General features: G+C 72.4%; 6 protein-coding genes. 1 reads left to right on the forward strand and 5 read right to left on the reverse strand.

What is annotated here, in order from left to right; all coding sequences use genetic code 11:
• The 5 genes from G3I53_RS21355 to G3I53_RS21375 all read right to left on the reverse strand — a co-directional run.
• Window positions 1-410, reverse strand: a 410-nt coding sequence (locus tag G3I53_RS21355) for an XdhC family protein (RefSeq protein WP_164438667.1), incomplete at its 3' end; no start/stop codon positions are given.
• Between the two features lie 49 nt (window positions 411-459).
• The gene (locus tag G3I53_RS21360) at window positions 460-1,914 is read right to left on the reverse strand and encodes an NCS2 family permease (RefSeq protein WP_164339177.1); all 1,455 of its coding nucleotides are present in this window, start codon (window positions 1,912-1,914) and stop codon (window positions 460-462) included.
• A 193-nt stretch (window positions 1,915-2,107) separates the two neighbouring features.
• Window positions 2,108-4,492 carry a molybdopterin cofactor-binding domain-containing protein gene (locus tag G3I53_RS21365; RefSeq protein ID WP_164339176.1) on the reverse strand — a complete coding sequence of 795 codons (2,385 nt, stop codon included), beginning with the start codon at window positions 4,490-4,492 and terminating at the stop codon, window positions 2,108-2,110.
• Between the two features lie 2 nt (window positions 4,493-4,494).
• Window positions 4,495-5,070: a (2Fe-2S)-binding protein gene (locus G3I53_RS21370; protein ID WP_164339174.1), complete on the reverse strand. Its 576-nt coding sequence runs from the start codon at window positions 5,068-5,070 to the stop codon at window positions 4,495-4,497.
• Window positions 5,070-5,960 carry a xanthine dehydrogenase family protein subunit M gene (locus G3I53_RS21375; protein ID WP_164339172.1) on the reverse strand — a complete coding sequence of 297 codons (891 nt, stop codon included), beginning with the start codon at window positions 5,958-5,960 and terminating at the stop codon, window positions 5,070-5,072. The genes G3I53_RS21370 and G3I53_RS21375 overlap by 1 nt, the downstream gene beginning before the upstream one ends.
• 346 nt (window positions 5,961-6,306) lie before the next feature.
• Between G3I53_RS21375 and G3I53_RS21380 the strand changes: the two genes are divergently transcribed.
• Window positions 6,307-6,918: PucR family transcriptional regulator ligand-binding domain-containing protein (locus tag G3I53_RS21380; RefSeq protein WP_203617308.1), on the forward strand; the 612-nt coding region annotated here is incomplete at its 3' end.

A 6,918-nucleotide genomic window follows, 5' to 3' on the forward strand; every position in this document is an offset into this window, starting at 1 on the left:
AGCTCGGCGGGGCCGCTCACGATGCGGGCCAGCGCCGCCGCCCCGCCCTGAGCGGCGGCGGCGAGCGCGGCGGTCAGGACCGGGCGGACGGGGTCGTCCGCCCGGACCGGGGTGACCAGGACGTCGATGACGCCGCCGCAGGTCAGGCCGACCGCGAAGGCGTCGTCGTCGCTGTACCCGAAGCGCTCCAGGACGGACTGGCCGTCCCGGAGCGCCTGCTCGCACAGCTCGTACACGGCGCCCTCCACGCAGCCGCCGGAGACGGAGCCGATCGCCGTGCCGTCGGCGTCGACGGCCAGCGCGGCGCCGGGCTGCCGTGGCGCGCTGCCGCCGACCGCCACGACCGTGGCGACGGCGAAGTCGCGGCCCTCGGTGGTCCACCGGTGCAGTTCCTCGGCGATGTCCAGCATCGTGCTCTCCTCGGCAGCGGTACGCGTGCGGGTTCCCTGTGGGCGCGGGTCAGTGCACGCCCAGCCAGCTCTCGATGGGGGCGAGGGCGAAGTAGACCAGGAAGACCAGCGCCAGGCCCCACATGAAGGCGCCGATCTCCCGGGCCCTGCCCTGGCCGGTCCGGATGGCGACGTAGGAGATGACTCCGGCGGCGACACCCGCGGTGATGGAGTAGGTGAACGGCATGATCACCACCGTGAGGAACACCGGGATGGCGGTGGCGCGGTCGGCCCAGTCGACGTGGCGGGCGTTCATCATCATCATGGCGCCGATCACCACCAGGGCGGCGGCGGCCACCTCGCCCGGCACGATCGCCGTCAGCGGGGTGAAGAACAGACAGGCCGCGAAGAACACCCCGGTGACGACGGACGACAGTCCGGTGCGGGCGCCCTCGCCGACCCCGGTCGCCGACTCCACGAACACGGTCTGCCCGGAGGCTCCGGAGACACCGCCGATGGCGCCGCCGGCCCCGTCGATGAACAGTGCCTTCGACAGGCCCGGCATCCGGCCCTTGTCGTCGGCCAGCTTCGCCTCGGTGCCGACGCCGATGATGGTGGCCATGGCGTCGAAGAAGCCCGCCAGGACGAGAGTGAAGACGATCATGCCGACGGTCATCGCGCCGACCTCGCCCCAGCCGCCGAACTCGACGGCGCCGAACACCCCGAAGTCGGGCATCGACACGGCGCTGCCGTTCAGTTCGGGTGCCCCGGCGGCCCACTGCTTCGGGTCGATGACGCCGAACGCGTTGAGGGCGACGGCGAGCACGGTGCCGCCGATGATGCCGATCAGGATCGCGCCCGGCACGCCCCGCGCCTGGAGCATGAAGATCGCCAGGAGGGTGACGGCGAAGAGCAGGACCGGCCAGCCGGACAGTTCGCCGGCCGGGCCGAGCGTGACCGGGGTCGCCTCGCCCTGGTGCACGAAGCCGGCCTTGTAGAAGCCGATCAGGGCGATGAACAGGCCGATGCCCATGGTGATCGCGTGTTTCAGGGCGAGCGGGATGGCGTTCATGACCATCTCCCGCAGGCCGGTGACGACGAGCAGCATGATGACGACGCCGTACATGACGCACATGCCCATCGCCTGCGGCCACGTCATCACGGGCACGACCTGCGAGGCGAGCACGCCGGAGACCGACAGCCCGGCGGCGAGGGCGAGCGGCACCTTGCCGAAGAAGCCCATCAGCAGGGTGGTGAGCGCGGCGGCGAACGCGGTGGCGGTGATCAGGGCGGTGCGGCCGAGGGTGTTGCCGGCCGCGTCCTCGCCGGACAGGATCAGCGGGTTGAGCAGCAGGATGTAGGCCATCGCCATGAAGGTGGTGATGCCGCCGCGCACTTCACGGGCGACCGTGGACCCTCGGTGCGATATGTGGAAGTAACGGTCGAGCCAGGACCGGCCGGCCGGGACGCGGGTTCCCGCGCCCGCGTCGTCGGCGGCGGTCCTGGGCTGCACTGACTGGGTCATGGTGCCATCTCCCAAGGTTCACAGGGGCACCCGTGCCCTCTTCGGGGTTCACGGGATTTGGGATGTGCACGACCCGGGGGACGGCCCGAGACGAACATCGGTGTGCGGCGCCGGGAGGACCGTGGGGTGCTGCTCCCTGCCCGGCGCCGGGTGCCGCGGGGTGCGGCGGGCACGCGGATCCCTCGGGGATCCTCTACGCGGTTCCCGTCAGGTGTTCGGGGCGGACCGGTGTGCGGTCGAGCTGCCGGCCCGTCGCGTTCCGGACGGCCGCGAGGACCGCCGGGGTGGACGACAGGGTCGGGGCCTCGCCGATGCCGCGCAGCCCGTACGGCGCGTGGTCGTCGGCGAGTTCGAGCACGTCGACGGGGATGGTCGGCGTGTCGAGGATGGTGGGGATCAGGTAGTCCGTGAAGGAGGGGTTGCGGACCTTCGCGGTCTTCGGGTCGACGACGATCTCCTCCATGACGGCCACGCCCAGTCCCTGGGTGGTGCCGCCCTGGATCTGGCCGATGACGGACAGCGGGTTGAGGGCCTTGCCGACGTCCTGCGCGCAGGCCAGTTCGATCACCTTGACGAGGCCGAGTTCGGTGTCGACCTCGACCACGGCCCGGTGCGCGGCGAAGGAGTACTGGACGTGGCCGTTGCCCTGGCCGGTGCGCAGGTCGAAGGGTTCCGTCGGCCGGTGCCGCCACTCCTCCTCGACCTCGACGGCGTCGTCGCCGAGCACGTCGGTGAGGTCGGCGAGGACTTCGCCGCCGTCGGTGACGACCTTGCCGCCCTCCAGCAGGAGTTCGGCGGTCGCCCAGGCCGGGTGGGAGGCGCCGAAGCGGCGCCGGCCGAGCTCCAGGACCCGCTCGCGGACCAGTTCGCAGGCGTTCTTGACGGCGCCGCCGGTGACGTACGTCTGCCGCGAGGCGGAGGTCGAGCCGGCGGAGCCCACCCGGGTGTCGGCGGGGTGGATGGTCACCTGGTCGACGCCCAGCTCGGTGCGGGCGATCTGCGCGTGGACGGTGACGCCGCCCTGGCCGACCTCGGCCATCGCGGTGTGCACGGTGGCGACCGGTTCGCCGCCGACGACCTCCATGCGGACCCGGGCGGTGGAGTAGTCGTCGAAGCCCTCGGAGAAGCCGACGTTCTTGATGCCGACCGCGTAGCCGACGCCGCGCACCACGCCCTCGCCGTGCGTGATGTTGGACAAGCCGCCCGGCAGCTGGCGCACGTCGGCGCCCTCGCTGGACTCCCACTGCCGCTCGGGCGGCATCGGCATGGCCTTGACGCGGCGCAGCAGTTCGGCGACCGGCGCCGGGGAGTCGACCCGCTGGCCGGTGGGCAGGAGCGTGCCCTGCTCCATGGCGTTGAGCTGCCGCAGCTCCACCGGGTCCATGCCCAGCTTCGCCGCCAGCTTGTCCATCTGTGCCTCGTAGGCGAAGCACGCCTGGACCGCGCCGAAGCCGCGCATGGCGCCGCAGGGCGGGTTGTTGGTGTAGAGGGCGATCGCCTCGATGTCGACGTCGTCCACGACGTACGGGCCGACGCCGAGCGAGGAGGCGTTGCCGACCACGGCCGGGGAGGCGGAGGCGTACGCGCCGCCGTCCAGCACGATGCGGCACTTGATGTGGGTCAGCCGGCCGTCCGCGGTGGCGCCGTGCTCGTAGAACAGCTTGGCCTGGTGGCGGTGGACGTGGCCGAAGAACGACTCGAACCGGTTGTAGACGATCTTGACGGGCTTGTCGGTGCGCAGTGCGAGGAGGCAGGCGTGGATCTGCATCGACAGGTCCTCGCGGCCGCCGAACGCCCCGCCGACCCCGGCCAGGGTCATCCGCACCTTGTCCTCGGGCAGGCCGAGCACGGGCGCGATCTGGCGCAGGTCGGAGTGCAGCCACTGGGTGGCGACGTAGAGGTGGACGCCGCCGTCCTCCTCCGGCACGGCGAGGCCGGACTCGGGGCCGAGGAAGGCCTGGTCCTGCATGCCGAAGGTGTACTCGCCCTCGACGATCACGTCGGCCCGCTCCCGGGCGGCGGCGACGTCGCCGCGCACGATGGGCTGGCGGTGCACGATGTTGGGGTGCGGGACGTGGCCGGCGTGGTGGTCGTCGCGGTTCTCGTGGACCAGGACCGCGTCGGGGGCGAGGGCGGACGCCTCGTCGGTGACGACGGGCAGTTCCCGGTAGTCGACCTTGATCTTGGCGGCGGCCCGGCGCGCGGTCTCCGGGTGGTCGGCGGCGACGATCGCGACCGGTTCGCCGTGGTGGCGGACCTTGCCGTGGGCGAGGACGGGGGTGTCCTGGATCTCCAGGCCGTAGTTCTTCACCTCGGTGGGCAGGTCGTCGTACGTCAGGACGGCGTACACGCCCGGGGTCGCCAGGGCCTCGCCGGTGTCGATCGACACAATCTCGGCGTGGGCGGTGGTGGAGCGCAGGATGTGCCCCCAGAGCATGTCCTCGTGCCACATGTCGGAGGAGTACGCGAACTCGCCGGTGACCTTGAGGGTGCCGTCCGGGCGGAGGGTCGACTCGCCGATGCCGCCCCGGGCACCCGTGCCCTGTGTGATCTTGGTGGGAACACCGTTCGTCGGCATGGTCAGACCCCCTCGGACTGGCGGGCCGCGGCCAGGCGGACCGCGTCCATGATCTTCTCGTAGCCGGTGCAGCGGCACAGGTTGCCGGACAGGGCCTCGCGGATGTCCGCGTCGCTGGGGGCCGGGTTGCGCTCCAGCATCTCGTCGGCGGCGACCAGCAGGCCCGGGGTGCAGAATCCGCACTGGACGGCGCCCGCGTCGATGAACGCCTGCTGGATCGGGGAGAGTTCGACGCCCTCGCCGGTCTGCGAGTCGGTGCCCGCGGGCGCGGCCTGCGCTCCGGTGGCGTCGTCCGCGGTGCCGCAGGCTCCGGTGCCGCAGGCGCGCTGCCGGGCGTGTTCCGCCAGGCCCTCCACGGTGACGATCTCGCGGCCCTCGGCCTGGCCGGCGGCGACCAGGCAGGAGCACACCGGGACGCCGTCCAGGCGCACGGTGCACGAGCCGCACTCGCCCTGCTCGCAGGCGTTCTTGGAACCGGGCAGGCCCAGCCGTTCGCGCAGCACGTACAGCAGGGACTCGCCCTCCCAGACGTCGTCGGCCTCCTGACGGCGTCCGTTGACGGTGAAGGTGACACGCATCAGGCGGCTCCCTCGGTGAGGTGGCGGGCGCCGCGGTACGACTCCCAGGTCCAGGTCAGGGTGCGGCGGGCCATGACGCCGACCGCGTGGCGGCGGTAGCTCGCGGTGCCGCGCACGTCGTCGATCGGGTTGCAGGCCGCGGCGCACAGGTCGGCGAACTGCTTGGCGACGGACGGGGTGATGATCTTGCCGTTGTCCCAGAAGCCGCCCTCGTCGAGCGCGGCGTTCAGGAACTCCTCGGCCGCCGTCGCCCGAATGGGTGTCGGCGCGGCCGAGCCGATCCCGGTGCGGACCGTGCGGGTGCTCGGGTGCAGGGCGATGCCGAAGGCGCACACGGCGATCACCATCGCGTTGCGGGTGCCGACCTTGGAGAACTGCTGGGGGCCGTCGGCCTTCTTGATGTGGACGGCGCGGATCAGCTCGTCGGGCGCCAGCGCGTTGCGCTTCACGCCGGTGTAGAAGTCGTCGATCGGGATGCGGCGGGAGCCGCGCACCGACTCGGCCTCGACCTCGGCGCCGGCGGCGAGCAGCGCCGGGTGGGCGTCGCCGGCCGGGGAGGCGGTGCCGAGGTTGCCGCCGACGCCGCCGCGGTTGCGGATCTGCGGGGAGGCGACCGTGTGGGAGGCCAGGGCGAGCCCCGGGAGCTCGGCCCGCAGGTGCTCCATGATCTTCGTATAGGGGACGGAGGCGCCGAGCCGCACGCCGTCCTCGCCGGTCTCCCACTCGGAGAGCTCGCCGATGCGGTTGAGGTCCATCAGGTGCTCGGGCCGGCGGTGGTCGAAGTTGATCTCGACCATCACGTCGGTGCCGCCCGCGATCGGCACAGCGGCGGGGTGCTCGGCCTTGGCGGCGAGCGCCTCCTCCCAGCTGGCGGGGCGAAGGAAGTCCATGACCGGCTCTCTTCTTCTTCGTCTCGTGGGTCGTACAGATCGAGCCATCCGGGTGCGGCGGACGGGGCTCGTACTCTGTGCAGTTCACTCGGAGTGCGCTCAGTACACCGCCCGCTGCTCCGCACGGGTCAGTCACGGATTGTCCGAAGGAGTTGGCTGGCCAGCGAGGTCATCTTGTAGATTCGTATGAACGGAGGTCGCCCGTAGCCTCCTCACCTCCTCCGATACCGGGGGAAGCGGTCCAGGAGCGGCCGACGGCGCTGATCAGCCACCCACCGGCCGGACACCGCACCGTTCCTCCCTGGCCCGTCACCGACATCGAGCGAAAGAAACGGCGGCGACGAGAATGCGGCTGCGCGCACTGCTGGACACCGACGCGCTGGGCCTCAAGCTGCTCGGCGGCGAGGACGAACTCGACCGCGGCGTGCGCGGGGTCATGACGACCGACCTGCGCGATCCGAGCCGTTACCTCTCGGGCGGGGAACTGGTGCTGACCGGTCTGGCCTGGCGCCGGGACGCGGCGGACTCCGAACCGTTCGTCAAGGTCCTGGCGCAGGCCGGGGTGGCCGCGCTGGCGGCGGGCACGGCGGAGCTGGGCGAGGTCCCCGACGACCTGGTGGTGGCGTGCGCGCGGCACCGGCTGCCGCTGTTCCGGGTCGACGAGTCGGTGGCCTTCGCGACCGTCACCGAGCACGTCGTCCGGCAGGTGTCCGGGGAGCGCGCCGGGGACCTCGCGGCCGTCGTGGACCGGCACCGGCGGATGATGACCTCGGGCCCGGCGGGCGGCGGCCCCGACGTGGTGCTCGACCTGCTCGGCTCCGACCTCGACCTGCGGGCCTGGGTGCTGTCCCCGGCGGGGCGGCTGATCGCGGCCCCGAAGGAGACGAGCCCCGCGGCGGGCCCGGCGGGCGGCACGGGCCTGCCCGCCGACGTGTGCGCGCGGCTCGCGGCGGAGCAC

This window comes from Streptomyces sp. SID14436 (assembly GCF_010548465.1).
Taxonomy (GTDB): domain Bacteria; phylum Actinomycetota; class Actinomycetes; order Streptomycetales; family Streptomycetaceae; genus Streptomyces.